The 25,904-nt window shown below is 66.0% G+C and carries 24 protein-coding genes and 1 pseudogene; 14 read left to right on the forward strand and 11 right to left on the reverse strand.

Annotated elements, in window-relative coordinates:
• Nucleotides 1-11 precede the first annotated feature (11 nt).
• The gene (locus tag HND92_RS09575) at nt 12-3,716 is read left to right on the forward strand and encodes an EAL domain-containing protein (RefSeq protein WP_253940133.1); all 3,705 of its coding nucleotides are present in this window, start codon (nt 12-14) and stop codon (nt 3,714-3,716) included.
• Between the two features lie 88 nt (nt 3,717-3,804).
• Here the strand turns inward: HND92_RS09575 and HND92_RS09580 are convergent, their stop codons facing one another.
• The 3 genes from HND92_RS09580 to HND92_RS09590 form a co-directional block, all read right to left on the reverse strand.
• Nucleotides 3,805-5,700 (reverse strand): propionate--CoA ligase, encoded by a 1,896-nt coding sequence (locus tag HND92_RS09580; RefSeq protein ID WP_172206838.1) that lies wholly within the window; start codon nt 5,698-5,700, stop codon nt 3,805-3,807.
• Between the two features lie 233 nt (nt 5,701-5,933).
• Nucleotides 5,934-6,539 carry an isochorismatase family protein gene (locus HND92_RS09585; protein WP_172206839.1) on the reverse strand — a complete coding sequence of 202 codons (606 nt, stop codon included), beginning with the start codon at nt 6,537-6,539 and terminating at the stop codon, nt 5,934-5,936.
• A gap of 164 nt (nt 6,540-6,703) precedes the next feature.
• Complete coding sequence (locus HND92_RS09590; protein WP_371814883.1) at nt 6,704-7,894, reverse strand: PQQ-dependent sugar dehydrogenase; 1,191 nt, start codon at nt 7,892-7,894, stop codon at nt 6,704-6,706.
• Nucleotides 7,895-8,248: 354 nt separating this feature from the next.
• Here HND92_RS09590 and HND92_RS09595 point away from each other — a divergent pair, with 354 nt between their 5' ends.
• Nucleotides 8,249-8,407, forward strand: coding sequence for a DUF3309 family protein (locus HND92_RS09595; protein WP_011805256.1), 159 nt, complete (start codon nt 8,249-8,251; stop codon nt 8,405-8,407).
• On the opposite strand, the gene HND92_RS09600 is transcribed toward HND92_RS09595, so the two are convergent.
• Nucleotides 8,335-8,940 (reverse strand): CBS domain-containing protein, encoded by a 606-nt coding sequence (locus HND92_RS09600; protein WP_103737658.1) that lies wholly within the window; start codon nt 8,938-8,940, stop codon nt 8,335-8,337. The two genes, HND92_RS09595 and HND92_RS09600, sit on opposite strands and share 73 nt — an antisense overlap.
• Before the next feature lie 59 nt (nt 8,941-8,999).
• On the opposite strand from HND92_RS09600, the gene HND92_RS09605 reads away from it, so the two are divergent.
• Nucleotides 9,000-9,347 (forward strand): hypothetical protein, encoded by a 348-nt coding sequence (locus HND92_RS09605; protein WP_172206840.1) that lies wholly within the window; start codon nt 9,000-9,002, stop codon nt 9,345-9,347.
• A 69-nt stretch (nt 9,348-9,416) separates the two neighbouring features.
• On the opposite strand, the gene HND92_RS09610 is transcribed toward HND92_RS09605, so the two are convergent.
• Complete coding sequence (locus tag HND92_RS09610; protein WP_047349563.1) at nt 9,417-10,328, reverse strand: LysR family transcriptional regulator; 912 nt, start codon at nt 10,326-10,328, stop codon at nt 9,417-9,419.
• 156 nt (nt 10,329-10,484) lie between these two features.
• Here HND92_RS09610 and HND92_RS09615 point away from each other — a divergent pair, with 156 nt between their 5' ends.
• The 6 genes from HND92_RS09615 (at nt 10,485) to HND92_RS09640 (ending at nt 16,391) form a co-directional block, all read left to right on the forward strand.
• Nucleotides 10,485-12,008, forward strand: a complete 1,524-nt coding sequence (locus tag HND92_RS09615) for a CoA-acylating methylmalonate-semialdehyde dehydrogenase (RefSeq protein WP_172206841.1) — start codon at nt 10,485-10,487, stop codon at nt 12,006-12,008.
• A 38-nt stretch (nt 12,009-12,046) separates the two neighbouring features.
• Nucleotides 12,047-12,475 carry a lysozyme inhibitor LprI family protein gene (locus HND92_RS09620; protein WP_172206842.1) on the forward strand — a complete coding sequence of 143 codons (429 nt, stop codon included), beginning with the start codon at nt 12,047-12,049 and terminating at the stop codon, nt 12,473-12,475.
• A gap of 27 nt (nt 12,476-12,502) precedes the next feature.
• On the forward strand, nt 12,503-13,669 hold the full coding sequence (locus HND92_RS09625; protein WP_088886776.1) for an acyl-CoA dehydrogenase family protein: 1,167 nt from the start codon (nt 12,503-12,505) through the stop codon (nt 13,667-13,669).
• Between the two features lie 69 nt (nt 13,670-13,738).
• Nucleotides 13,739-14,143 carry a TfoX/Sxy family protein gene (locus HND92_RS09630; protein ID WP_015913337.1) on the forward strand — a complete coding sequence of 135 codons (405 nt, stop codon included), beginning with the start codon at nt 13,739-13,741 and terminating at the stop codon, nt 14,141-14,143.
• The gene (gene mmsB / locus HND92_RS09635) at nt 14,140-15,123 is read left to right on the forward strand and encodes a 3-hydroxyisobutyrate dehydrogenase (RefSeq protein WP_256376567.1); all 984 of its coding nucleotides are present in this window, start codon (nt 14,140-14,142) and stop codon (nt 15,121-15,123) included. The genes HND92_RS09630 and mmsB overlap by 4 nt, the downstream gene beginning before the upstream one ends.
• Before the next feature lie 182 nt (nt 15,124-15,305).
• On the forward strand, nt 15,306-16,391 hold the full coding sequence (locus tag HND92_RS09640; RefSeq protein WP_011805018.1) for an IS630 family transposase: 1,086 nt from the start codon (nt 15,306-15,308) through the stop codon (nt 16,389-16,391).
• Between the two features lie 163 nt (nt 16,392-16,554).
• Here HND92_RS09640 and HND92_RS09645 read toward each other — a convergent pair whose 3' ends face one another.
• The 4 genes from HND92_RS09645 to HND92_RS09660 all read right to left on the reverse strand — a co-directional run bounded on the left by HND92_RS09645 (nt 16,555) and on the right by HND92_RS09660 (nt 19,806).
• Nucleotides 16,555-17,511, reverse strand: a complete 957-nt coding sequence (locus tag HND92_RS09645; RefSeq protein ID WP_103737653.1) for a TIR domain-containing protein — start codon at nt 17,509-17,511, stop codon at nt 16,555-16,557.
• 94 nt (nt 17,512-17,605) lie between these two features.
• Nucleotides 17,606-18,259 carry a hypothetical protein gene (locus HND92_RS09650; RefSeq protein ID WP_146052204.1) on the reverse strand — a complete coding sequence of 218 codons (654 nt, stop codon included), beginning with the start codon at nt 18,257-18,259 and terminating at the stop codon, nt 17,606-17,608.
• A 156-nt stretch (nt 18,260-18,415) separates the two neighbouring features.
• On the reverse strand, nt 18,416-19,351 hold the full coding sequence (locus tag HND92_RS09655; protein WP_103738233.1) for a GSU2403 family nucleotidyltransferase fold protein: 936 nt from the start codon (nt 19,349-19,351) through the stop codon (nt 18,416-18,418).
• Between the two features lie 53 nt (nt 19,352-19,404).
• On the reverse strand, nt 19,405-19,806 hold the full coding sequence (locus tag HND92_RS09660; RefSeq protein ID WP_172206845.1) for a hypothetical protein: 402 nt from the start codon (nt 19,804-19,806) through the stop codon (nt 19,405-19,407).
• Between the two features lie 223 nt (nt 19,807-20,029).
• On the opposite strand from HND92_RS09660, the gene trpB reads away from it, so the two are divergent.
• The gene (trpB, locus tag HND92_RS09665; protein ID WP_015913327.1) at nt 20,030-21,238 is read left to right on the forward strand and encodes a tryptophan synthase subunit beta; all 1,209 of its coding nucleotides are present in this window, start codon (nt 20,030-20,032) and stop codon (nt 21,236-21,238) included.
• 67 nt (nt 21,239-21,305) lie between these two features.
• Nucleotides 21,306-21,644, forward strand: coding sequence for a YggL family protein (locus HND92_RS09670; protein WP_011805244.1), 339 nt, complete (start codon nt 21,306-21,308; stop codon nt 21,642-21,644).
• A 285-nt stretch (nt 21,645-21,929) separates the two neighbouring features.
• Here HND92_RS09670 and HND92_RS09675 read toward each other — a convergent pair whose 3' ends face one another.
• Entirely contained in the window at nt 21,930-22,988 is a 1,059-nt protein-coding gene (locus HND92_RS09675) for an SMP-30/gluconolactonase/LRE family protein (RefSeq protein WP_172206846.1), read from the reverse strand.
• Nucleotides 22,989-23,037: 49 nt separating this feature from the next.
• A complete protein-coding gene (locus HND92_RS09680; RefSeq protein WP_370633110.1) occupies nt 23,038-24,072 on the reverse strand; it encodes a UxaA family hydrolase in 1,035 nt (344 codons plus the stop codon).
• On the opposite strand from HND92_RS09680, the pseudogene HND92_RS19170 reads away from it, so the two are divergent.
• The 3 genes and pseudogenes from HND92_RS19170 to HND92_RS09695 all read left to right on the forward strand — a co-directional run.
• Nucleotides 23,953-24,309 (forward strand): annotated as a pseudogene (locus HND92_RS19170) (VOC family protein); the annotation flags it as partial. The gene HND92_RS09680 and the pseudogene HND92_RS19170 sit on opposite strands and share 120 nt — an antisense overlap.
• Nucleotides 24,310-24,359: 50 nt before the next feature.
• Nucleotides 24,360-25,112 carry a leucyl/phenylalanyl-tRNA--protein transferase gene (aat, locus tag HND92_RS09690; RefSeq protein ID WP_172206849.1) on the forward strand — a complete coding sequence of 251 codons (753 nt, stop codon included), beginning with the start codon at nt 24,360-24,362 and terminating at the stop codon, nt 25,110-25,112.
• Nucleotides 25,109-25,849, forward strand: a complete 741-nt coding sequence (locus tag HND92_RS09695) for an arginyltransferase (RefSeq protein WP_011805231.1) — start codon at nt 25,109-25,111, stop codon at nt 25,847-25,849. Before aat ends, HND92_RS09695 begins: the two co-directional genes overlap by 4 nt.
• Nucleotides 25,850-25,904: the final 55 nt, after the last annotated feature.

The raw sequence follows: 25,904 nt of genomic DNA on the forward strand, positions 1-25,904 counted from the left end.
ACGCGCCCGGAGTGGCGTACATCCACCCGCCCATCATCGTTTCCGCCGCGTTCCTGTTCGGGCCGTTGTGCGGTGGCGTGGCCGCAGTGGCTGCGCTGGCCAGCGGCTGGCTGGACGCGCCGGCCCACTGGGGCGCCATGATCAGCCTGTCCGCGGCCTGCTGGGTGATGGGCTGCCTGGCGTGGCTGCTGGGGCGCGCGACACGCTTGACGGCGATATCGCTGGTGGTCGCGCTCACCGTGCTGGTGCCGCCCGCGCTGCTGCCCTGGACCGAGACGGCCAGCGCCCTCGCCGCGCAGGAGGGATCGGCCCCGTGGCAGGGCATTCCCTGGCGCTACGCCTTCGGCGTGGTGGCGCTGTGCGGCGCCGTCGAGCTGTTGCGTGCGCGGGCCCGGTCGCTGCAGACGCTGGGACAGCACGAGGACGAGCTGCTGCGCGTGCTCAAGGCCTCGGGCGGCGGGCGCTGGGAATGGGATCTGCGCAACAGCCGCTTTACCTACCACGGGCGCTTTTACCGGGCTTTCGGCCTGGCCAACAGCCCCGACGACGAGGACTTCACACCGCTGCGCGCCTTCGATGTGCGCGAGTCATGGCAACGCTGGAACGCCCGGCGCCACCCCGACGACCGCGAGCGCCTGGGCGCGTACCTGCAGCGCGTGCAGGACGGACAGGAAGAGAGCTTCCATGCCGAGTCGCGCATGCGCGATGACGAGGGCCACTGGCGCTGGGTGGTCTCGCGCGGGCACGCGGTGGAGCGCGACTCCGCCGGACGCGTGCTGCGCATGGCCGGCATTGACCTGGACATCACCGAGCACCACGAGATGCGCGACGCGCTGCGCGTGTCCGAAGCCAAATACACCACCGTCTACCAGACTCTGCCCGACGCCGCGGGCATCACCCGCCTGTCCGACGGGTGCTACCTGGACGTGAACCCTGCGTTCGAGCGGTTGCTGGGCAAGCCGCGCGACCAGATTTTGGGACGTTCGTCCATGGAACTGGGCGTGTGGGGCGACACGCAGGAGCGCGCCCGCCTCACCGAGGCGCTGCGCAACCAGGGCGAGGTCCGCGGCCTGCCAATGACGGCGCTGCGCGACGGCGCCGAAGTGCCGGGCCTCATGTCGGGACGGGTGTCGCGCATTGAGGGCGAGGACTGCCTGGTCTTCGTGTTCCACGACATGACGCAGGAGCGCCGTGTGCGCGATGAATTGCTCGCCGCCAACCGCCTGCTGCGCCAGGCGGGCTGGATGGCGCGGCTGGGCGTGTGGGAGGAAGAGCCGGGCAAAGGCATCACCTATTGGTCCGACGTGTGCTTCGACATCCACGGGCTGGACCCGGGCACGCCGCTGCCGCGCGACTATGTGCAGCAGTTCGTCGCACCCGTCTGGCGGGAAGCCATGCACGCAGCCCTGCGCGACTGCCTGCGCAAGCGCACTGTGTGGAGCCAGGAAATCGAGATCGTGCGCGCCGATGGGCGCCTGGTCTGGGTGCGCGTGCGCGGGGAGCCCATCATCGAGGGCGACCGCGTGGTGCGCGTGCGCGGCATCCTGCAGGACATCGACGAGCCGCGCCGCGCGGCGCAGCGGCTGCGCTCTTCCGAAGAACGGCTGGCGCGCATCTTCCAGCTGCTGCCCTACCCGCTGGGGTTCTCGCGCCGCGAGGACGGCACCTACCTCGACGTGAATCCGGCGTGGGAGCAGGCCCTGGGCTACACCCGCCAGGAAGCCGTTGGGCGCACGGTGGTGGAACTGGGCATCTATTCCGCCCCCACCCGCGCGGCGCTGCTGGAGGCGGCGACGGCCGAAGGGCAGCTTGTGGGCTACGAGCTGGAACTGACCACGCGCGGCGGCGACAAGCGCACCGTGCTGCAGTCCATGAGCCCCATCGAAGTGAACGGCGAGGCCTGCTGGCTGTTCGGCCTGCACGACATCACCGAGCGCAAGCAGACCGAACAGCGCGTACGCGAGCGCGAGGAACTGCTGTCGCTCACCATCGCGGCGGCGGCGCTGGGCCTGTGGGACTGGAACCTACCCAGCTGCGAAGTCACGGGCGACGCGCGCTGGCGCGCCATGTACGGGCTGGCGCCCGTGGAGCCCGGGGCCAGCGCTGCCGTGCACTGGGCGTCGGGTATCACGCCGGAAGACATCGACGTGGTTACCCAGGAGCTGCAGCGCCACCTGCAGGAGCCGCACAAGCCGTTCGACGTGACCTGCGAGGTGCTTGCTCCCCAGGGCGACGGCCGCTGGATCCGCAGCGTGGGCAAGGTGGTGGCGTACGACGCCGCCGGGCAGCCCGCGCGCATGGTGGGCATGTCCATCGACGTGAGCAGCCAGCGCCAGCAGGAGCGGCAACTGGAGCGCATGGCCCATTACGACGCACTCACCGGCCTGCCCAACCGGGTGATGCTGGAGCGGCGGCTGCGCGCAGGCATGGAGCACAGCCGTGCGCGCGGCCAGCAATTGGGCGTGGCCTACCTGGACCTGGACGGCTTCAAGCCCGTCAACGACCGCCTGGGCCACGCGGCGGGCGACCGGCTGCTGGTGGTGGTGGCCGAGCGGCTCAAGCGCGCCCTGCGCCTGACCGACTCAGTGGCGCGGCTGGGCGGGGACGAGTTCGTGATCCTGCTGTCGGGCTTGGCCCATGCCGAGGAATGCGAGCGGCGCCTGCACACGGTGATGGAGAGCGTCGCGGCCCCCTACACGCTGGACGGCGAGCGCGTGCTGGTCACCGCCAGCATCGGCTACACCCTCTACCCCGACGATGAGGCCGACGCCGACACCCTGTTGCGCCACGCCGACCAGGCCATGTATGCGGCCAAGCAGGCGGGGCGCAACCACTTCCATGGCTTTGACGCCGCCGAGGAGCGCGCCCGGCAACTGCGGCGCGAGCAGTGCGGCGAACTGCTGCGCGCGCTGCAGCGTGGCGAACTGACACTGTTCCTGCAGCCCAAAGTGGACATGCGGCTGGGCACCGTGGTGGGGGCCGAGGCCCTGGCCCGCTGGCAGCACCCCGAGCGCGGCCTGCTGTCGCCCGTGCATTTCCTGCACCTCATCGAAGGGCACACCGAGCTGCAGATGCGTTTTGGCGAATGGGTGGTGGACACCGCGCTGCAGCAGATCGCCCGCCTGATGGCACAGGGTCTGGAACTGCCCGTCAGCATCAACATCACGCCCGAGCACCTGCACCGCCGGGGCTTTGCGGACTGGATGGCGTTGCGCCTGGCGCAGCACCCCGCGGTGCCGGCGCGGCTGCTGGCCATCGAGCTCACCGAAAGCGCCGCGCTCTACGACATCGACCACGTGGCGCGGGAGCTGACCAGACTGCGCGCGCTGGGCATGCAGATCTCGTTCGACGACTTCGGCACGGGCTACTCGTCGCTGGCGTACCTGCGCCGCCTGCCCATGGACCACCTCAAGCTGGACCGCAGCTTCGTCGCCGGCATGCTGGCCGATGCGGGCGACCGGGCCATCGTGCAGGGCGTGATCGGCCTGGCGCATTCCTTTGGCTGCGGCATCGTGGCCGAAGGGGTGGAAACGGTGGAGCAAGGCCTGGCAGTGCTGCAGATGGGCTGCCACCACGCGCAGGGCTACTGCATCGCCATGCCCATGCCCGTGGAGCAATTCATGGACTGGGCGAAGGCCTGGCAGGCCCCCGCACCATGGCGCGCCACAGGCCAGGCCGCCGCGCCCGTACCACCGGCGGCGGCGATAGCCGCTTGATGGCGTATCGAATCAAGCAATAAAAAAGCTTCCAGCGCCCGTCCAACAAGCGCTGGAAGCTATCAAATAGAGAGCAAATTGCCGCGCGTCAGCCCAGCAGTTCCTTGATTTGCTGCAGTGCCACGGGGTCTTCCATGGTGGTCAGGTCGCCCGTGTCGCGGCGCTCGGCCACGGCCTGCAGGGCGCGGCGCAGCAGCTTGCCGCTGCGGGTCTTGGGCAGCATCGTCACGAACAGCACGCGCGCCGGGCGGGCCACGGCGCCCAGTTGGGTATCGACCTGCTTCATCACCTCGCCTTCCAGCTTCAGGCGCGCGGCCTCGTCGGTGAGGCCCGAGGCATCGCGCGGCACCGCGAAGGCCATCGCGACCTGGCCTTTCAGCGCGTCGGCCACGCCCACCACGGCCACCTCGGCCACATTGGGGTGGCCGGCGATGCATTCCTCGATCTCGCGCGTGCCCAGGCGGTGGCCGGCCACGTTGATCACGTCGTCGGTGCGGCCCAGGATGAAGTAGTAGCCGTCGGCATCGCGGATGCCCCAGTCAAACGTGCTGTAGACCAGCCGGCCGGGAATGCTCTTCCAGTAGGTGTTGACGAAGCGATCATCGTTGCGCCACACGGTCTGCAGGCAGCCAGGGGGCAACGGCCCCTCGATGGCCACCACGCCCTTCTGGTTGGGCTGGGTCAGCTCCTCGCCCGTGGCCTCGTCGATCAGCTGGACGTTGTAGCCGTACACGGCCTTGCCCGGGCTGCCGAAGCGCGAGGTTTGCTTCTGCACGCCGTTGCACAGCGTGAGGATGGGCCAGCCGGTCTCGGTCTGCCAGTAGTTGTCGATGATGGGCACCTGCAGCGCGTCGCTGATCCACTGCGCCGTGGGCTCGTCCAGGGGCTCGCCCGCCAGCCACAGCGCCTTCAGGCTGCGGATGTCGTATTTCTTCAGGTAGGCCGGGTCCTGCTTCTTGAGCACGCGCACCGCCGTGGGGGCCGAGAACATGTGCGTGACCCGGTATTTCTCGACGATGCTCCACCAGATGCCCGCGTCGGGCCGCACCGGCAGGCCTTCGTACAGGATGGTGGTCATGCCGGCAATCAGCGGGCCGTAGATGATGTAGCTATGGCCCACCACCCAGCCGATGTCGCTGGTGCAGAAATAGGTGTCGCCCGGCTGTGCCTCGAAGATGTGGCGCATGCTGGACGCCAGCGCCACGGTGTAGCCGCCCGTGTCGCGCTGCACGCCCTTGGGCTTGCCGGTGGTGCCGCTGGTGTACAGGGTGTAGCTGGGCTGCGTGGCGTCCACCCAGATGCAGGGCACCTGCGCATCCATGTGCCGCGCGCGCAGTGCCGCCCAGTCGTGGTCGCGGCCCGCGCGCATGGCGGCGGGCGCGAGGCCCCGGTCCACCAGCAGCACGGCCGCGGGCTTGTGGGCCGACAGTTCGATGGCCTCGTCCAGCAGCGGCTTGTAGGGCACCACCTTGCCGCCGCGCGAGCCCGCATCGGCGCTCACGATCACCGTGGGCTCGGCGTCCTCGATGCGCGAAGCCAGCGACGACGACGCGAACCCACCGAACACCACCGAATGGATGGCCCCGATGCGTGCGCACGCCAGCATGGCGAACGCCGCCTCGGCAATCATGGGCATGTAGATCAGCACGCGGTCGCCCTGGCGCACGCCCAGCGTCTGCAGGCTGGCGGCCATGCGCTGCACTTCCTGGTGCAGCTCGGCGTAGGTGTAGGCGCGCTCGGTATTGGTTTCGGTGGAGATGGCCACCAGCGCGTTTTGCAGCGGGCGCTCTGTCAGGTGGCGGTCCACCGCGTTGTGGCACAGGTTGGTGGTGCCGCCCACGAACCACTTGGCGAACGGCGGGTTGCTCCAGTCGCAGATCTGCTGCGGCGGCTGCTGCCAGTCGATCAGGCGAGCCTGCTCGGCCCAGAAGGCGTCGCGCTCGTCGATGGAGCGGCGGTAGAACTCGGCATAGTCGGCGGCCATGGTGCTGTCTCCTTGGAATCCTCCGCGTCGACGTGGCGCGGGTCGGTGGTTATCCAAAATTCATAATTATTCATGCCGCGCTTGCGGGAAGCTGACGCGGTCGCAGACGCGGTCGCCGACGCGGTCCCAGACACGGTCCTTGACGCGGCGCTCGCCGCACCCCTCTGCGCCCAGCCCACCTTTGCGCTTCACTATTCATAGCTGTTAGCGCTTGGTGGGTGTGCCCGAGAGGCCTATTTGACCAAGGCCAGCATCTCCTTGAATGCCGGGTGCTCGCAGCTGCGCAGCCACTCGAAGGCCACCATCTCGGTGGTTACCAGCTCGGCGCCGGCGCCGGCCAGTCGGTCGAAGGCGGCGTCGCGGTTGCGCTCCGTGCGCGAGCTGCAGGCGTCCGTCACCACCCACACCTCGAATTCATCCTCCAGCAGATCGAGCGCCGTCTGCAGCAGGCAGACATGGGCCTCGCAGCCGGCCACCACGATGGTGGCGCGCTCCGGCGCCTGGGGCTCGCGGCCCTTTTGCAGATGCTTGGGCAGGCTGCGCGCATTGCCGCCCTGGGGCTTGGCGGGCGGGCGCAACCACTCGCCCAGGCCCTCCTCGGTGGCGCTGAAGTGCATCTTGGACAAGGTGCGCTGGCACAGCGCGCGCAACGCGGCGTCGTTGGGTCCCAGGCGCGAAGGGTTCTGCTCCGTGCCCCACACCGGCACGTCCATCAGCCTGGCAATCTGCGCCAGCCTGCGCGCGTTGGCCAGTATGGCTTCTGCCTCGAAGATGGCGGGCATCAGGCGTTCCTGGTAATCCACGAGAACGAGTTGGGATTCGGAGGCGTCAAGCAGCATGGCGGTCATCGTTGTTCAGTCGGGCGGTCATTGTCGCAGGCGCTACGGGTAGCAGCGGGGCAACGGCGCGCAAGTTCCCCGTGCGCCGCGTGTCCCGATTCGGGCAAGGGGACGCCCCCCTCGCAGCGGGTCCCGCACCGCGGCTCGCCCTCGCGCTGGCGTGTTCAACGTTGCCTCAGGCGCAGCAACTGCCCGTCCGGGCTGTCGGTGAGCAAGTACAACCAACCGTCCGGCCCCTGGCGCACGTCGCGGATGCGCGCGCCCAGGCCGTCCAGCAGGTACTCGTCGCGCACCACCTGCGCGCCCTGCAACTCCAGCCGGTGCAGCCGTGCGAACTTGAGAGAACCCACGAACAGGCGCCCCTTCCAGGCCGCGCCGTACCGGTCGCTGGTGAGAAAGGCCATCCCCGACGGCGCGATCGACGGCACCCAGTAATGCAGCGGCTGCTCCATGCCGTCCTTGGCCGTGCCCTCGCCGATCTTGCCGCCGCCATAGTTTTCGCCATAGGTGATCACCGGCCAGCCGTAGTTGCGGCCTGCTTCGGGGCGGTTGATCTCGTCGCCCCCTTGCGCGCCGTGCTCATGGATCCACAGCCGGCCGTCTGGCCCCCAGGCCGCTCCCTGGGGGTTGCGGTGGCCCCAGCTCCAGATCTCCGGCAGCGCGCCCGCGCGGCCCGCCAGCGGGTTGCCGGGCGCCGCGCCGCCCGTGGGCGCTATGCGCACGACCTTTCCTAGGTGGTTGTCCAGGCGCTGGGCGTCCTCCTTGCGGCCGTAGCGCTCGCCCAGCGTGAGAAACAGATGGCCGTCCGGCGCCTGCACGATGCGGCAGCCAAAGTGCAACTGGCTCGCCACCTTGGGACGCTGGCTGAAGAGCACTTTCATGTCCTGCAGCGCCGCCGCGTCCGGCGCCAGCGTGGCGCTGGCCAGGGCCGTGCTGTTGCCGCCGCCCTTCGGTGCGGGTTCGGAGTAGCAAAAGAAGATGCGCCGGTTGCGAGTGAAGTCCGCATCGGTGATCACATCCAACAGGCCGCCCTGCCCGCCCGCTGCCACTTGCGGCAACCCGGCCAGCGGCGGCCCCAGGCGCCCGTCGGCCTCTACCACGCGCAGGCGGCCGGGCCGCTCGGTGACGAGGAAGCGCCCGCCCGGCAAGAAGGCCAGACCCCACGGATGGCTCAGGCCCGAAGCCACTACCTCCGCCGACGCCTCACCGCGCGCGGGCACGGGGTGTACGGGTGCGACCTCCTGGGAAAGCGCCTCGCCGCCCGCCAGCATGGCGGCGGCGGTCAATGCTATGTTAATAATAGCTGATAGCGCTCTTCCGGTATGGCTTGCAGGCACTTTTGACACAGAGTTCATGGGAAGGATTCCTGGGATCAACCGTGGGTGCTGTCATGGTGCTGCGCCAGCGGGCTCTGCATGCGGCACGCGAGGCTACGCGGAGGGCCATGGCGCCGCGTTGACACCATGGCATGTGCATTGTGCGCGGCCGGGCCGCACAGGCAAACCCATCCTTCAGCGAACCTGCACGCGGCGGCCCGCGCAGCCGGCAGCGAAGCGCCGGCCACTGTCCAGGCAAGAGCGGGGCCTTGGCCTACAGCCCGCTCGGCATGCTGCCTGACCACGCCATGCACCGCCTGCCTAGCTGCGGGCGCCTCCAGCGCCCGCACGATGAGGCCACGCGATGCCCGCGTTGCCAACGAAAGGAAAACCATGTCGATTTCCCTCCTGCTGCTCATCATCCTGGTGCTGATCCTGATCGGAGTGCTGCCGACCTGGGGGTACAGCCGTTCCTGGGGCTACGGTCCGGGCGGTGGTGTCGGGCTGGTGGTGGTGATCGTGCTCATCCTGCTGCTGATGGGGCGCATATAAAAAAACGGGGGGCCTGCGCCCCGCTGTGGCGAGGGCCGCCGTGGGCGCGGCCGTGTGTCGTCACGAGGTCTGGCCGCCGCCTGCGGCGCCACTGGCGGCCGATTGGCTGCGCCGGTCGGCTCTGAAGGACTGGAGATGTCGCGGATCGCCGTGCCGGACTGGCGCTCGTCCACGTTGGTGGCCACATCGCCTAGCGACACGATACCCACCAGCCGCTGGTCACGATCCACCGCGGGCAGCCGGCGCACCTGCATGTCGCGCATGGACGCGATGGCTTCGTCCACGGGCTGGTCTTCGTAGCAGTAGTACACCTCGCGGAACATGACCTCGTTCAGGCGCGAGTGGGTGCGCTCTTCGGCCAGGCCGCGCAGCACCATGTCGCGGTCCGTCACCATGCCCACCAGGCGCTCGCCATTGCACACCGGCAAGGCTCCCACATTCAACTCGCGCATGGCCTGCGCGGCGGTGGTCAGGGTGTCGTCGGGTGCCATGGTGCGGATCCCGCGGGTCATCACATCAGAAACGTTCTGCATAGCTCACTCCATTCATGAAAGACAAGGGTCAGGCGCGATCGCGCAGGACTTGAACACCCGTGGGCCAGAGCGGCTACGGGGGGTACGGTTCGCAGGGGTACGGCTCCCAAGGCCAAGGTTATGAAGGCCATCGCGACGCGGACTTTGGTTCGCAGTACTCCGGCACCGGCGGAGAGCAGCGCGGGCGCTTTCAGAACGACCCCGACTACCACCAGTGGCGCCAGGACCAATTGCGCCAGTTGGATGACGACTACGACTCCTGGCGCAAGGAGCGCTATGAGAAGTTTGCCGATGACTTCAACACCTGGCGCACCTCGCGCGGCGGCAGCGGGCAAAAGAGCAGCGGCAGCAATAGCGCTATCTCCTCCAGCCAGGGCACGTCGGGCAAGAACAAGGAGCAAGGTTGATCCTTGCTGATCCCCTGGTCCGCAAGGCCCCCGCATGCGGGGGCCTTTTTCTGTATGCCGCAGCGTGCCCTAGCCTGCCGCTGGTTTACCTGGGACCAGCGATGCCGCCTCGCGCTGGCCCACGTCTTTCAGGAAGGCCCACACCGCCTGCATGCGCGCCAAGTGCTTGGACTCGGCCGGCATGCTCATCCAGAAGGTGCGTGTGAACTCGGCCTCGTGCGGCAGCACGCGCGCAAGTACGGGGTCACGGTCGGCCAGGAACGCGGGCAGCACGGCCAGGCCCGCGCCGGCGCGCACGGCCTCGTACTGCGCGGTGATGCTGGTGCTGCGCAGCGCAAAACGCTCGGGCGGGTAGAGCTGGTCGATGAACTGCAGCTCTTTCGTGAACAGCAAGTCGTCCACGTAGCTGATGAAGGCGTGGTGGCGCAGGTCTTCACGCTTGGCCACCAGCGGTCTGCGCGCCAGGTACTCGCGCTGCCCGTAGAGACGCAGGGTGTAGTCGGCGAGTTTGGTGACGATCACCGAGCCGCGCTTGGGCCGCTCCAGGGAGATCACGATGTCCGCCTCGCGCCGGCTCAGGTGCAGCATGCGCGGCAGGGCCAGCAGGTCGATGGACAAGTGCGGGTGCTTCTGCGTGAGCCGCGCCAGGTGCGGTGCCAGCACCACCGTGCCAAAACCCTCGGTGGCGCCCACGCGCACCAGTCCGGAGGGGCCCGCGCCCGGGGAGTTGGCGGGCGATGCGCGCTCCACCCCCAGCACGGCGGCCTCCATGGCCTCGACGGCGGGCAGCAGGTGGCGGCCGGTTTCCGTCAGCCGGTGTCCCGCTGCCTCGCGCGCGAACAGCGGCGCACCCATCTGCTTTTCCAGCGCCTGGATGCGCCGCGCCACTGTTGTGTGTTCCACGCCCGTGCGGCGCGCGGCCCCCGCCAGCGTGCCGGTGCGCGCCAGCTCCAGGAAGTAGCGCAAATTGTCCCAGTCCATACGGCTCCTCTGCGGTGATGTGCAAATTTGCAAAGCCAAGGTGCGTGATTGTCTATTGCCTACGCAATTTCGCACAACTACGATGCAGCCCATGCCAAGTCGGCACTTGCCGTGCCGGCTTCATTGCAGACCACCCCAGGACCCCAGGAGACAACCATGGACGCATCCACCTCCCAGGCCGTGAAGGCCCCCACCGTCAAGCTGCTGATCGGCGGCCAGTTCGTCGAGTCCAAGACCACCCAGTGGCGCGACGTGGTGAACCCCGCCACGCAGCAGGTGCTGGCGCGCGTGCCCTTCGCCACGCCCGACGAGATCAACGCCGCCGTGGCCTCCGCCAAGGAAGCCTTCAAGACCTGGAAGAAGACCCCCATCGGCACGCGCGCACGCATCTTCCTGAAGCTGCAGCAGCTCATCCGCGAGAACATGAAGGAACTGGCCGCCCTGCTGACGGCCGAGCAAGGCAAGACCTTGCCCGACGCCGAAGGCGACGTGTTCCGCGGCCTGGAAGTGGTGGAGCACGCGGCCAACATCGGCACGCTGCAGCTGGGCGAGCTGGCCAACAACGTGGCCAACGGCGTGGACACCTATTCCATCATGCAGCCGCTGGGCGTGTGCGCCGGCATCACGCCGTTCAACTTCCCCGCCATGATCCCGCTGTGGATGTTCCCCATGGCCATCGCCACCGGCAACACCTTCGTGCTCAAGCCCTCCGAGCAGGACCCCATGGTCACCATGCGCCTGTGCGAGCTGGCACTGGAAGCCGGCGTGCCCCCCGGCGTGCTGAACGTGATCCACGGCGGTGAAGACGCGGTGAACGCCATCTGCGACCACCCCGACATCAAGGCCATCAGCTTCGTGGGCTCCACCAAGGTGGGCACCCATGTGTACAACCGCGCCAGCCTCAACGGCAAGCGCGTGCAATGCATGATGGGTGCGAAGAACCACGCCATCGTCATGCCTGACGCCAACAAGGAGCGGACGCTGAACGCCCTGGCCGGCGCCGCCTTCGGTGCGGCCGGCCAGCGCTGCATGGCCCTGTCGGTCGCCGTGCTGGTGGGCGAGGCGCGCAACTGGATCCCCGAGCTGGTCGAGAAGGCCAAGACGCTGAAGGTGTCCGCCGGCACCGAGCCCGGCACCGACGTGGGCCCGCTGGTGAGCTGCGCCGCGCTGTCGCGCGTCGAGGGCCTGATCGAGCGCGGCATTGCCGACGGTGCCACGCTGGAACTGGACGGCCGCAAGCCCCAGGTGGCGGGCTACGACAAGGGCAACTTCGTCGGCCCCACGATCTTCAGCGGCGTGAAGCCCGGCATGAGCGTGTACGACCAGGAAATCTTCGGCCCCGTGCTGTGCCTGGCCGGCGCCGAGGACATCGACGAGGCCATCGAGTTCATCAACGCCAACCCCAACGGCAACGGCACGGCCATCTTCACGCAGTCCGGCGCTGCCGCGCGCAAGTTCCAGGAAGACATCGACGTGGGCCAGGTGGGTATCAACGTGCCGATCCCCGTGCCCGTGCCGCTGTTCTCGTTCACCGGCAGCCGCGCTTCCAAGCTGGGCGACCTGGGCCCCTACGGCAAGCAGGTGGTGCTGTTCTACACGCAGACCAAGACCGTCACGGCGCGCTGGTTTGACGACAGCACCACCAGCCACGGCGTGAACACCACCATCAGCCTGAAGTAAGCGGCGCCGCGCGGTGCGCGCATGGTGAAATCACAGGCATGACCCGATGCTTGAGACCCCATGCCGCCCGCCTGCGCACCCTGGCCGCTGCGTGCGCCCTGTTGGCTGCCACCCAGGCACAGGCGCAGGCCGGCGCTGCCTGCCGCCCCGGCGGCACGGTGGATGAGACCAACGCCTGCGCCGTGCAGCGCTACCAGGAGGCGGACACCGCCACTCAGATTCTGTATGGCGATGTGATGCGTGCCTTGTCGGCCCATGAACGCCCTGCCCTGCGCCAGGACCACGCCGCCTGGCAGCGCACGCGCGCCGCGCAGTGCAAGCAGGCGCAGCGCGCGGCGGAGTCCCGCCCCGAATGGCCGCGGCTGTACCACGACTGCCTGACGGTCCATACCCAGGCGCGGCGCGACGCCCTGATGCACTGGCTGCACCATGGCGAGGCGCCGCAGTCCACGACGAACAAGCCATAAGACACATAAGAGAAGGAGACACCCGCCATGGACTTTGAACTCAGCGAAGACCAGCGCGCCTTTGCCGACACCGCGCGCCAATTCGCCCAGGCGGAGCTGGCGCCCCACGCCGCCGAGTGGGATGCGCAGGGCATCTTCCCCCGCGAGGCTATTTGCCGTGCTGGCGAGCTGGGTTTTTGCGGCCTGTACGCGCCCGAGAGCGCCGGTGGCCTGGCCCTGCCGCGCCTGGACGCCACGCTGGTGTTCGAGGAACTGGCGGCCGTGGACCCCAGCACCACCGCCTTCATCACCATCCACAACATGGCCACCTGGATGCTGGGCACCTGGGCCACGGATGCCGTGCGCGCCGAATGGGGCGAGGCACTCACCAGCGGGCAAAAGCTCGCCAGCTACTGCCTGACCGAACCCGGCGCGGGGTCCGACGCCGCCTCCATCAAGACGCGCGCGGAGCTGGTCGGCAACGAGTACGTCATCAACGGCAGCAAGGCCTTCATCAGCGGTGCAGGTAGCACCGACGTGCTGGTGCTCATGGCACGCACGGGCGACGCGCAATCCGGCGCGGGCGGCATCAGCGCCTTTGCCGTACCCGCGAACCTGCCCGGCATCCACTACGGCAAGAAGGAAGAAAAGATGGGCTGGAACAGCCAGCCCACGCGCCAGATCAGCTTTGACAACGTGCGCATCCCCGCCAACCACCTGCTGGGCCAGGAGGGCGAAGGCTTCAAGATCGCCATGAAGGGGCTGGACGGCGGGCGCATCAACATCGCCACCTGCTCGGTCGGCGCCGCGCAAGGCGCACTGCAGCACGCCCAGCGCTACATGCAGGACCGCAAGCAGTTCGGCAAGCCGATCGCCAGCTTTCAGGCGCTGCAATTCAAGCTGGCCGACATGGCCACCGAGCTGGTGGCTGCGCGCCAGATGGTGCGGCTGGCCGCCAGCAAACTCGACGCCGGCGCGCGCGACGCCTCCACCTACTGCGCCATGGCCAAGCGCTTTGCCACCGACGTGGGCTTCAACGTGGTGAACGAGGCGCTGCAACTGCACGGCGGCTACGGCTACATCCGCGAATACCCGCTGGAGCGCCTGCTGCGCGACGCGCGCGTGCACCAGATTCTGGAAGGCACCAACGAGATCATGCGCGTCATCATCGGCCGGCGCATGCTGGACGGCGACGCGCCGGAGGTGATCCGTTGACATTCAAAAACCATAGCTGCTCGCGGCGGATGGATAAGCGCTAGAGGCCTATTTGACTCCAAAACCACCATGCCTGCCCGCCCCCTGTCCGACGAAGCGCTGCACCTGATCGCCGCCGTGCGCGACGCGCTGGGCGAGCGGCTGAACGCGCAGGTGGAGGTAGAGGAGCGCACGCTCTTTGGCTGCCACGCCTTCATGGTGGACGGCAAGCTCTGCCTGGGCGTGAAGGGCGAAGAGCTGTTGGTGCGCCTGCCGCCGCAGCAGCACGACGCAACCGCCGAAACCCCCGGCGTGCGCGAACTGGACCCGCGCGGCGGCATGGCCGGCTACTTCTGGCTGGAGCCCGCTGCCTACGCCACGCGCGCCCAGTGGGAGCACTGGATCGACACCGCCCTCGCCTTCAACCCGCTTGCCAAGGCCTCGCCCCGACGGGCGAAGGCAGCCACAAGCCGCAGCAAGGGCACGCGATCATGATTGAAGGCATTTTGGCCTGTAGCGCCCGTCCATCAAGCGCTGGCAGCTATCAAAATAATAGTTCCCATCACACACCACAGGAGACAACCACCATGCAAATCGCATTCATCGGGCTGGGCAACATGGGCGCCCCCATGGCCATCAACCTGCACAAGGCCGGCCACAGCGTGAAGGCCTTCGACCTGAGCGCTGACGCGCTTGCCAAGGTCCAGGCCGAAGGCCTGCAGGTCGCCACCAGCGCGCAGGACGCCGTGCAGGGCGCCGAGGCCGTCGTCACCATGCTGCCCGCCAGCCAGCACGTGGAAGGCCTGTTCCTGGGCAACGGCAACCTGCTGGCCAGCATTGCCAAGGGCACGCTGGTGATCGACAGCTCAACAATAGCCGCCGCCACCAGCCAGAAGGTCGCCAAGGCCGCTGAAGCCCTGGGCATCGACTTCATCGACGCACCCGTATCGGGTGGCACGGGCGGCGCCATCGCCGGCACCCTCACCTTCATGGTGGGCGGCACCGACGCGCAACTGCAGCGCGCACGCCCCCTGCTGGAAAAAATGGGCGCCAACATCTTCCACGCCGGCGCCGTGGGCGCGGGCCAGACGGCCAAGATCTGCAACAACATGCTGCTGGGCATCCTGATGGTCGGCACCAGCGAGGCCATCGCGCTGGGCGTCGCCAACGGCTTGGACCCCAAGGTGCTGTCTGAGATCATGCGCCGCAGTTCCGGCGGCAACTGGGCGCTGGAAAAGTACAACCCCTTCCCCGGCGTGCACGAGAACGCCCCCGCCAGCAAGGGCTACGCGGGAGGCTTCGGCACCGACCTGATGCTGAAAGATTTGGGCCTGGCCCAGGAAAACGCCATCGCCACCAAGGCCAGCACCCCGCTGGGCGGCATGGCGCGCGCAATCTACGCGGCGCACAGCATTGCGGGGCACGGGGGGGAGGATTTCTCCAGCGTGATCAAGATGGTGCAGAAGAAGGGCTGAAGCGGGCGGGCTTTTCGGCATGCCTTCTGCAAAAAGGCGCTGTGACTTGCGTTGCAGCGCCTTTTTTATTTTGAGCAGAGTGCCTTGCTGCGATCTCAAACTAGTGTCGTGAGTTAAAAATTCATTGAATTATTTTCTGCCAATGCAGTCAGTCGTGTAGTGTGTTGCACGACGAGGTGCCCATGAGCGGAAGACCAAAGACTCCATTGGTGTTGAGCGCGACGGAGCGCGAACAACTGATCGCGCTGACCAAGCGTCGCAAGACAGCGCAGGCCCTGGCCTTGCGAGCACGCATTGTGCTGGCCTGTGCCGAGGGCCTGGAAAACAAGGTGGTGGCAGCGCGTCAACGGGTCACTCAGCAAACGGTATCGAAGTGGCGCGGTCGGTTTGTCCAGCTGCGCCTGGACGGTCTGTTTGATGCGCCGCGCCCGGGTGCGCCGCGTACGATTGACGATGCCCGAGTCGATGCCGTCATTGCCAAGACGCTGGAGTGTGTGCCCGCCGGTGCCACGCACTGGAGCACGCGCAGCATGGCGCGCGCCATGGATGTGTCACAGACGGCTGTGAGCCGAATCTGGCGGGCTTTTGGCTTGCAGCCGCACCGCCAGGAAACATTCAAACTCTCCAGTGATCCGCTGTTCGTCGAGAAGGTGCGCGACATTGTCGGCCTGTACCTGGATCCGCCGCTCAAGGCGATGGTGTTGTGCGTGGATGAGAAGAGCCAGATCCAGGCGCTGGACCGCACACAGCCGATACTACCGCTGGCACCGGGCATTGCCGAGCGGCGCACCCACGATTACATGCGCCACGGCACGACGACGCTGTTTGCGGCGCTGGACATTGCCACGGGCGAAGTGATCGGGGAGTTGCATCGGCGCCATCGCAGCGCGGAGTTCCTGCAATTTCTGCGTACCATCGAAGCCAACGTGCCTGCGGGGCTGGACGTGCATCTGGTGATGGACAACTACGGCACGCACAAGACCGCCTCAATCAGGGCATGGTTCGCCAGACACCCCAGGTTTCACGTGCACTTCACTCCCACCTCGGCATCCTGGCTGAACCAGGTAGAGCGTTGGTTCGCTACCCTCACTGAGAAGTACATCCGTCGCGGCACGCACAGATCAACAAGACAGCTCGAACAAGCAATCCGCCAATACCTCAAACTCAACAACGCTGATCCAAAACCATTCGTCTGGGCCAAGTCTGCCCAAGACATCCTTGCAAGCGTTGAAAGATTTTGTCTGCGAATTTCTAACTCAGGACACTAGGCAGGTAGCAGGCAGGTGCTCATGCATCTATGGCCTCTTTCGACCCTGAACGGCCGGCCGACTATGTTCAATAGCTCGCCCGAAAGCTGTCGCTCAACGTTCAACATGAGCGGCGGCTGAGGGCTGGCGCAGCCAACTCTAAAACGACCGCGTGATGGATGGGTTAGGACACTATGTAGCCAGATGCCTTTAGATCCTTGATCACGCTGTATGCCACCTCTTCGATGCTTCGTTCATAGCGCTTGTAGATCATTCCACTGACATCGCTTGGTAGCGAAACATTTCCTGTGTACAGACAACACACACGAGAACGGCCAAGCTTTCCAACGAAATAGCCGAACTCGAAAATTACGTTCGGTCGTGCACGAAACTCCTTGCTTCGCTCACCGTCTGCCTTACCCTCTTCAGCAGCCAAGTAGGCAACTTCATCAGGCGTTAGAAGAATAAAGGCGTACCCGACATCACTGTGCTTTTCAAACTTCTCGATGATTGTCATGCCTTCGTCGGCTTGACGGTGCAGGACGACGGGTTCAAGCCCAATCTCGTGTAGAAAGACCTCGAGGCTAGTCTTCGCTACTTCGTCCCGGCCATGAACCACAAACACTCGGTTGGTTCGAACTTGAGCAAGAGGCGCTTCTGCTACTGGGATGACAGCACTTTCGGGGGCGGAACTAAGCGGAATTAGCTCGAGTCGCTCGATTACGGAATCCAGGCGGTGGATCTTCTTGTCAACGTCTCTGTAGACCTGGGCGATCCTCTCCCCGAGAGACGGTTCTCGCATTGAAATTGCCATTGCCCCCCAAAAGTCGTACTCCTTGGCAAGCTCATCAGTCGTGAAGGTGCGCTTCAGCAACTCGGAGTTAAAGGAATCCCACTTGCTGTAATCATTCGATAGAGACTCGAAAGCTTCTCGGGTATCGACCCCTCTCTGCTTTAGTTCAAGACCCTTCTCAATGCGGGCTTGCAGCTTAGATTTTGCGTCTTCGCGCGAGATCAACAGCTCAAGTAGCGCCTTTGGCTGCGGCTGCACGGATGTTTTTCTGGTTCCCACTCTTCCCTCCTTAGCGACCAAACGTGTCGTGTGCAGATAGTTAACGATTTCTGTCCAATATTTGAGCATACGACACACCGCTCTTAAGCGGACGCTTCCTAGCCGCAGCTAATGGCCGTTGTGCGACCGTCGCAAAAACCCCTTTGCGTTCAACAAATCACGGCTATTGATATTCAATGCTCAAGGACCTAAGGTGTTCTAGCAGGTCATCAGGATCGTATGTATTTACACACCCTAGAAACTGGGATCCAACCAACATCGGTTCATACTCAATCGATTGACTGCACAAATCGGCTGCATTCTCTACAAACCCGGCTTGCAAAAAGTAAGGCGGCGCCCCTTTATTTTGAACAAGCATTGAAGGCAATGCGTAGTCGATGACCGAATCGCCGCCAATAGTCAACCATGCATGCAGATTCAATCCGACATCACCGCCAGGATTTATCACCTCCTGCGCTATTGCTTCAGGTGTGATGGCATATAGTTTGTCTCCATGCACCGTGACTGAGCCGATCACGATGTCTGCAGCTATGCCATGGTGGTTCAACAAGGCATACAACTTCGATGCGACTTCCATACATTGATCGCCGTAGTAGTCAGGCAGTCCCTCTCGCCAAAGAGCCGCCTTTTTATGAATAAGCTCGTTCGCTTTCTCGAGAAATGGAGTCTCGATAGGCCGTTCGTCAACCAAAGGAGCACGAGTAAGGCCAATCGAGCGTCCATACGAAAGCGCTTCTTTGAACATGACGCCGTAATGGCAAGATGATGGTTTCGACTGCGGCACGGGAGTTAGTTGGTCAAATTGTGATGCATGCATACTAACCTCACCGCATCAACTGAAAACATCACGTCCAGAATTGAGCGTCTGCGTTTGGCTGTCACCGGTCCTCGGCTAAATCAAGCCTTTTCACGTACACGGTATCAAGGCATCTCACAAATGCCCGGCGCGCCGATGGCTGCTTAAAAGCACCATTCAGGGCAGATATTCATCCATCAGTCTCTGAACCGCATCGGCCTGAAGTTCATCACGCCGCCGCTTCAGCGCCTCTCTGTCGCGCTGCGCCGCCAGCCAGCGTTTGAACGCCACAAACGTGGCCGGCGCCACGGTGGTCATGCGTGCCATGGTGCCGTTGGTGGCCACGATCACGGCAGAAAACTCTGGCGCGTCCAGCAGCACATTGGCGCGGCGGGCCTGGGCGACCCAGAAGTCGTCTTCGTCGTCGCTCAGCTTGATCGGGTGCGGATCGTCTTCCACGCGTTCGCGGCGGATGATGTCCACTTCGAAGCCTTCCTTGTTCACCGCGGTGTACTGCTGGCTTTTGCGGATGCGGAAGGTGCTGTCCACTTTCTTGAGCACCCCCAGCATGGAGCTGCCCACCCGCGCGAGCTGGGTGGCGAACTGGATGCGTTTGCGTGTGTCCCACAGCAGGTCAATGTCCCGCGTGGCGAGGGCATCGGCATCCAGGCGCACGCCGGCTGCGGCCTCATAGGCATACAGGGCGTGCGTGCCCACCACGCGAAAGTGCGGGCTGAGCTGCGTGTCGGCCAAGCGGGCGAGCAGGCTCACCACCAGCGGCTCCACGCGCCCCACGCGCAGTGCGCGGTTCAGGCGCCGGTGCTGGTCCAGCGCGGCTTTCAAGCCCGCCATGCGCTCCACGCTGTTCCGCTTGCGCTGCATGAACCGCTCGTAGATGGCCTGGTTCTCGGGGGTTTGGGGGCCCAGGCTGGTTTCCGCACCGGTGGGCGTGGTGCGCACGAGGTAGCGCGCCTCGGGCGCCGATGGCGGGCCCGCGTGCCAGTACATGCCGCCGCGTACTTGGGTGGCTTCCAGCTGCGCCTCTTCCCAGGCTTCGAAGGCGGCTATGGCGTCGATGTATTGGCGGGCAACGGCGGGGCTGATTTCTTGCATTTCGGCATTTTTTCCTTTTTCTAGTTTTTATACCGAAATTCTTTATAAAACAATCATCTAGATTGACATCGTCCAATCGATTTCCATTCCTCCACGCAATGCCGCGCGAGCGCCGTCACCCAGCAGGGCTCCCCCGGCACGAAGGCAATCCCGTACCGTGGGCTGACCAGAAACCCCGCGCGGTCGAACGCCCTGCTGTCGCTCGATTGCACGAATGCAGCCAGGTCACGGAACGGCACGGCCACGGTGCCCAGGTGCAGCGCTTCCGCGCGGGCAGTCACCTCTTCCAGGCGGCCACTGTCCTGGAAGCGGTAGACCACGTCGCCATAGTCCAGCGAGGTCAGGCCGACGCTGTTGCGCGACTCGCTGCGTGGCTGGCCGTGGGCGCGGATGATGTCGCCGCGCGTGGCGGTGAGGGGCACGCCGTTCACGCTTTCGTAGGGTTGCAGGTGCATGGGCGATTCTGTGGCGGCGCGGCGGCGCGGCGGCGCGCGGCAACCGGGGGCGTGTATCGAACCGTGAGGCGCAACACGCGCGTATATTGCCCCGTGTTGCCGTTGGCGGGCCGTAAGCACCCCGCAATGGATCAGCATGAAAATGCCGCCCAGCACCCGTCTGAAAAGCGCGGGCAGCTATCAAAATCGAAGTTCTTTCAACCACCCTCCTCCCTTGACTGCGATGACAGCCTCCACCGACTTCGCCCCCATGCCCGATGCCGCCGGCTTCTTTGGCCCCTACGGCGGGCAGCTTGTGCCGCCGCACCTGAAAGCCGCCATGGACGACATCGCCGCGGCCTATGCCGAGATCACGCAGCGCAAGGACTTCCAGGACGAGCTGGCACAGCTGTTTGCCGATTACGTGGGCCGGCCCAGCCCGATCTTTCATGCCAAGCGGCTTTCGGGCCTGCTGGGCGGCGCGCAGATCCACCTCAAGCGCGAGGACCTGAACCACACCGGCGCGCACAAGATCAACCACTGTCTGGGCGAGGCGCTGCTGGCCAAGTTCATGGGCAAGAAGAAGGTGATTGCCGAGACGGGCGCCGGCCAGCACGGCGTGGCGTTGGCCACGGCCTGTGCGCTGGTGGGCATTCCGTGCGAGATCCACATGGGCCAGGTGGACATCGAGAAGGAGCACCCCAACGTCACCAAGATGCGCATCCTGGGCTGCAAGCTGGTGGCGGTGACGCGCGGCGCGGCCACGCTGAAGGAGGCGGTGGACAGCGCCTTCGAGGAGTACCTGACCAACCCCACCGACTACCTGTACGCCATCGGCTCGGTGGTGGGGCCGCACCCGTTCCCGATGATGGTGCGCGACTTCCAGAGCATCATCGGCCGCGAGGCGCGCGAGCAGTTCCAGGCCAGACACGGCCGCCTGCCCGACTACGTGACCGCCTGCGTGGGCGGCGGCAGCAATGCCATGGGCATGTTCACCGCCTTCCTGGGCGATACCGACGTGAAGCTGGTGGGCGTGGAGCCCTCGGGCGAAGGCACCGACAAGCCCGGCCGGCACGCGGCCACGCTGAGCATGGGCCAGCCCGGTGAGATCCACGGCATGAAGTGCTATGTGCTGGAGGATGCGCCGGGCGTGCCCGCCGCCGTGCACAGCATTGCCTCGGGCCTGGACTACCCCGGCGTGGGCCCGCAGCACAGCTATCTGAAGGACATTGGCCGCGTGCAGTACGAAGCCGTGACCGACAAGGAATGCCTGGACGCGTTCATGCAGCTGTCGCGCGTGGAAGGGATCATCCCCGCGCTGGAGAGCGCCCATGCCGTGGCCTGGGCCATCCGCGTGGCGCCCACGCTGCCCCAGGACCAGCACATCCTGGTCAACCTGTCGGGCCGCGGCGACAAGGATGCGGATTACGTCGCCAAGGTGCTGGGGCTTTGACGGGCGGGCGCGGCGCGTGTTCTGCCATCATGGCGCCCTTGATTCACTGAACTGAGAGAACCTGACCATGGCACTGCCACCCAACAAGCAACGCAGCCGCCGCCTTCGCAAGAAGATGCGCGTGGCCGAGTTTCAGGAATTCGGCTTCGAGTACGAGCTGAAGGTCAAGCAGGAGCTGACGCCCGAGCAAGAGGAGGCGCTGATGGACCGCTTCGTGCGGGACCTGCTGGTGCCCCGCAATCTGGCGGCCGCCGGCTGGGTGCGCGAAGGCTTCGTGACGGCCTTCGTGCGCGGCTCCGCCACCGAGGACGACCGCCAAGCCACGCAGGCCTGGCTGGCTGCACAGCCCGAGGTGGCCGAGGCCACCGTGAGCGAGCTGAAGGACGCCTGGTACGTGCAAGACTGAGCCGCGCACCACAGGTTAGCCGCGCAGCGCTGGGCTGGCGTCAGCCAGTAGGTTTTAAGCCTTTTTGGCCTCTGGCCTTTGACCAACAAGCGCAAGCAGCTATCAAAACAGAAGCGAAACAGCCGCCAACCCCCACGGGGGTGGCGGCTGTTGCCGTTGATGCGGTGCGTTTGTGCGAACGGGGCGGTTGGCTCAGCCTTCCGTGATCCCTGCGGCCCTGATGACCTGGGCCGCACGGGGCGGCCCCTGCCCTCTGGCGGGCGGCCGCCACGGGGACCTTCGCACTCAGACAGCGCCGCGCGCCTCCACATAAAGCGCGTAGATCGAATGGCTGCTGGCCATGAACAGGCGGTTGTTCTTGGCACCCCCAAAACACAGGTTGGCACAACGCTCAGGCAGCCGGATGTGACCAATGGCTTTGCCTTCGGGGTTGAAGACCATCACGCCATCCAGGTCCGCCGGGTTGGCGCCCACGGCGCCGTTGCTGCCCCACCCGCACCAGAGGTTGCCGAACTCGTCGCACTTGATGCCGTCCAGGGCACCCGGGCCGCCCGCGTCGATGTGCAGACGCTTGCCGGACAGCCGCCCGCCCGGGCCCACGTCGTAGGCCCACACCACGCGATGCGGCTGGTGGCGGCCCTCGACGATGTAGAGCACCTTCTCATCGGGCGAAAAGCACAGGCCATTGGCACCCGCCAGGTCGCCCAGTACCTGGCTGACCTTTGCGCCGCCCGGGTCGATGCGGTAGACGCCGTGCGGCAGCTCTGGCGCGGCCTTTTCGCCCTCCCAATGACCGGCGATGCCGAACGGCGGGTCGGTGAACCACACCGCGCCGTCCTTGCTGCAAATGATGTCGTTGGGTGAGTTGAAGCGCTTGCCGTTGTAGCCATCGGCCAGCACGGTGATGCTTCCGTCGTACTCGGTGCGCGTGATACGGCGCGTCAGGTGCTCGCAGGTCAGCAGCCGGCCCTGGCGGTCGCGCGCGAGGCCGTTGGAAAAGTTGGAGGGCTGGCGGAATACGCCCCACGCACCGCTGGCCTCATCCCAGCGCATGATGCGGTTGTTCGGAATGTCGGATACCAGCAGGTAGCGCCCGTCTCCGAACCACACGGGCCCTTCGGCCCAACGCATGCCGGTGGCAATCTGCTCCACGCTGCTGCTGTAGATGCGGTACTTGGCGAACTGCGGGTCCAGCACCTGCACCGATGGGTCGGGGTAACGCTGCTGGGGCTTGAATTCAAAACTCTGCGCCGTGGCAGCACCTGCGGCCGTGGCGGCCACCGCGACGGCCAGGAAATGGCGCCGCGTGGCAACGCCGGGCGCCGCATTCTTCTCGTGAGGCATTTCGGGATCTCCGTTGTGGGTTGTGCCCGGGTTGGGACGAACAAGCAGGTCAGGTCACCGGCGCCGGGTTGAACAGCACGAGCTGGTTGGCCAGCTTCCAGTGCTCGGCCCAGGTCTTTTTGCGGCCGCTGGCCACGTCGAGCATGAGGTGGAACAACTCCCAGCCCACGTCTTCGATGGTGGCCTGCCCGTCTGCGATGCGGCCGGCGTTCACATCCATCAGGTCGTGCCAACGCCGGGCCAAATCGCTGCGCGTGGCCACCTTGATCACCGGCACCTGCGCAAGCCCATAAGGCGTGCCGCGCCCCGTGGTGAACACGTGCAGGTTCATGCCCGCCGCCAGTTGCAGCGTGCCGCAGATGAAGTCGCTGGCGGGGGTAGCCGCGTAGAGCAAACCTTTTTGCACCGCCTTTTCGCCCGGAGCCACTACGCCGGCGATGGGCGCGCTACCGCTCTTGACGATGGAGCCCATGGCCTTCTCGACGATGTTCGACAGCCCCCCCTTCTTGTTGCCCGGCGTGGTGTTGGCACTGCGGTCCACGCGGCCGCGTGCCAGGTAGGCGTCGTACCAGGCCATCTGATCGATCAGGGCCTGCGCCACCTCGGGCGTGGCCGCGCGCGCGGTGAGCTGGTCGATGCCGTCACGCACCTCGGTCACCTCGCTGAACATCACCGTGGCGCCGGCGCGCACCAGCAAATCGGTGCAAAAGCCCACGGCCGGGTTGGCGGTCACGCCGCTGAAGGCATCGCTGCCGCCGCACTGCATGCCCACCACCAGTTCGCTGGCAGGCACCGTCTCGCGCCGACGTGCGTTCAGGCGCTTCAGGTGCTCGTCGGCCTGGCGCAGGATGGAGTCGACCATGGACATAAAGCCCACATGGGCTTCGTCCTGCAGACACACCACGTCCAGCGGTGCCTCCTGCAGGGTACGCTGGTCCACCAGAGCAATGGCGCCAGGCGGCATGAGGCGCTCGGGCTGCAGCTTCTCGCAGCCCAGGCTGACCACCATCACCTCGCCGCCGAAGTTGGGGTTGAGGCTGATGTTGCGCAGCGTGCGGATGGGTACCGCCGCCCCGCCGCCAATGGCCACCTCACGGGGCGGCACCACCTCGCCTTCCAGGCGAAGGACCGCGAGATGGTGGATGCCTTCCACCGCGCGGCGCTGGCGCATGGCGGGCGCGACAACGGCGCCCCGGGCGAGCGGTCCTACCACCCGGGCTACTACGCCGCCTTTGCGCTGGACCTGGACGGCAACAACATCGAGGCGGTATTCCATGGCGCACACCAGCGCAGCGCGTCCTCCGTCCTGATCACGTTCTGAGCACGCGGGCGGGCGACAATCGCGCTCCACGCGCGCCCTTGATTGCCTGCATGACCACATCGCTTCCCTGGCTGGAACCCGACGATCCTTTTCCACCCACCGACGGTGCCTGGGGCACGGACTCTCCCGCGCCCGGCCTGCTGGCCGCGGGCGGCACGCTGGGGGTGCCCCGCCTGGTGCAGGCCTATGCCCAGGGTGTCTTTCCGTGGTTCAGCACCGGCCAGCCCATCCTGTGGTGGAGCCCGGACCCGCGCATGGTGCTGCATGTGCAGGAATTCCGCCTGCACCGCTCGCTGCGCCGCGTGCTGCAGCGCTTTCGCGCCACGCCCGGTTGCGAGGTGCGCATCGACAGCGACTTTTCCGCCGTGATCCACGCCTGCGCCAACAAGCCACGGGCCGGGCAGTCCGGCACCTGGATCGTGCCCTCCATGGTTGCCGCGTATGAGGCGCTGCATGCCGCTGGGCATGCCCATAGCGTGGAAACCTGGGTGAACGGGCAACTGGTGGGGGGGCTTTATTGCGTGGCGCTAGGACGGGCCGTGTTTGGCGAATCGATGTTCGCGCACGCGACCGATGCTTCCAAGGTCGCCCTGGCGGCGCTGGTATGCCTGTGCCGGCGCGAGGGGGTCCGGTTGATCGACTGCCAGCAGAACACGGGCCATCTGGCCTCGCTGGGCGCCCGGGAGATGGAACGTTCGCAGTTTCTGAATCACGTGGCGCGAGCGCGGCAAGACCCTGCCTGCACCTGGAAATTCGAGCCCGTATACTGGACCGAGCTTTTGCCCAACCCCTCAGCGGCGTGACCCAACTCAACGATCTTCCGCTGCAAAGCCTGCAGTTCTACGCCACGGCACCCTACCCGTGCAGCTACCTGCCCGAGCGGCAGGCGCGCTCGCAGGTGGCGACGCCCAGTCACCTGATTCAGAACGATGTGTATTCGGGCCTCGTGGCGCGGGGCTTTCGGCGCAGCGGCATGTTCACCTACCGCCCCTACTGCGACGGCTGCCAGGCCTGCACGCCGCTGCGCGTGGTGGTTGATCCATTCAAGCCCGACCGCAGCCAGCGCCGTGCCTGGAAGCGCCACGCCGGCCTGCAGGCGCGGGTGCTGCGCCTGTGCTACCTGCCCGAGCATTACCAGCTATACCTGCGCTACCAGAACGCACGCCACGCCGGGGGCGGCATGGACCAGGACAGCATCGACCAGTACACGCAGTTCCTGCTGCAAAGCCGGGTCAATTCGCGGCTGGTGGAGTTCCGTGAGACCGGGGCCGACGGCCAGCCGGGGACACTGAAGATGGTGTCCATCCTGGACGTGCTGGAGGACGGCCTCTCCGCCGTCTACACCTTTTACGAGCCCGAGCCGGGCGCAAGCTACGGCACCTACAACGTGCTGTGGCAGGTACAGCAGGCGCGCACGCTGGGCCTGCCGTATGTCTACCTGGGTTACTGGATCGAGCAGAGCCCGAAGATGAACTACAAGGCGCGCTTCATGCCGCATGAGCTGCGCATCGACGGCCGTTGGCAGCGTTCCAAAAGTTGATGGGCCTTGCAGGTCATATCGACCTCCAAGGCCCATCCATCAAGCGCAAGCAGCT

It is taken from the genome of Diaphorobacter sp. JS3050 (assembly GCF_013154915.1).
Classification (GTDB): domain Bacteria; phylum Pseudomonadota; class Gammaproteobacteria; order Burkholderiales; family Burkholderiaceae_C; genus Diaphorobacter; species Diaphorobacter nitroreducens.